Origin of the sequence: Vulcaniibacterium thermophilum, from assembly GCF_007923255.1 — a bacterium.
GTDB lineage: Bacteria > Pseudomonadota > Gammaproteobacteria > Xanthomonadales > Xanthomonadaceae > Lysobacter_F > Lysobacter_F thermophilum.
On sequence record NZ_VOHJ01000077.1, the window covers coordinates 1 to 1,135 of the forward strand.

The following is a 1,135-nucleotide window of genomic DNA, read 5'->3' on the forward strand; positions in this document are numbered from 1 at the left end:
CTGCAGGAGCAACTGTCTTGTGGCCTAGGCAACCCTAGGCGCCCAAGGCGCCTGATCGCGTGCCATGGCGTTGAGCATGGTGAGGTACTTGCGCATGCAGGCGACGACGGCGACCTTCTTGGGCTTGCCGCGGGCTCGCAGGCGGGCATAGGTTTCGGCCAGAACGGAGCGCGCGCGGATGGCCGCCCAGGTGGCCATGTACAGCACCCGGCGCAAGTCCGCGCGGCCGCCGCTGATGTGGCGTTTGCCCTGGCGCTCGCCGCTGTCCTGGTTGTAGGGCGCCACGCCGACGAGGGCGGCGATCTGGCCGCGATCGAGCCGGCCCAGCTCCGGCAGGCGGGCGGCCAGGGTGGCGCGCAGCACCGGGCCCAAGCCCGGGGCCGCCGCCAGCGGCACGAGCGGGCAGGTGCGCAGGTGCTGCTGGATGGTGCGGTCGAGGGCCTGGATCTTCTTCTGCAGGGCAGCGATCAGCTCGGTGAGTACCGCGCGGGCCGGGGCACTCTCGATCGTGTGCAAGCGACGGCGGTGGCTGTCGCGCTCTTCGATCAGGTGCCGGCGCACGTCGACCAGTTCGCGCAGCTGCTCCAGTTCCGGCGGCGGCACGGGGGTGGGTGGCAGCTCCAGCAGACGGGCGGCCTCGGCGAGCAGGGTGGCGTCCAACGCGTCGGTCTTGGCCTCGCGGCCCAGGGCGCGCGCCAGCGCCTTGATCCGGCGCGGCTGCACGCGCACCACCGGCAGCCCGGCGCGGCCCAGCAGGCGCCACAGCGGGCGTTCATAGCCGCCGCTGGCCTCCAGCACGATCCGCTCCGGAGCCAGCGCCTGCAGCTCGGCCAGAAGCCGCGCACGGCCGCTGGGCGTGTTGCGCGCCTGCCACACCCGGCCTTCGGGGCGGTGGCAGACCATCAGCTCGGACTGGGCGACATCGATTCCAACGTATCCGGGCATAGACGACTCTTCGCAGTAGACTGAAGGACGAGAGCACTCTCGCCGCGCCCACGCTTGTGGTTCGAGCTCCGACTCGATCAACTGTTCGGGCTTGGGGCGAGAGCACGGAGTGCGGCGGTCCATGCTCCTGCTCGTGCTCGCGGCACCGCGGCTTAGCGACCTGCCGCACTCCGCTCTCACCTTGGAAATC

At 71.4% G+C, this 1,135-nt stretch carries 1 protein-coding gene; it reads right to left on the reverse strand.

Features of this window, described 5'->3' with window-relative positions; genetic code table 11:
- Positions 1-24 precede the first annotated feature (24 nt).
- Entirely contained in the window at positions 25-945 is a 921-nt protein-coding gene (locus FQY64_RS14630) for an IS110 family transposase (RefSeq protein WP_186761057.1), read from the reverse strand.
- Positions 946-1,135 lie beyond the last annotated feature (190 nt).

What these genes read in the sequence shown, in the direction of transcription:
- FQY64_RS14630 (WP_186761057.1), bottom strand. Translation starts at nt 945, where the DNA reads ATGCCCGGATACGTTGGAATCGATGTCGCCCAGTCCGAGCTGATGGTC.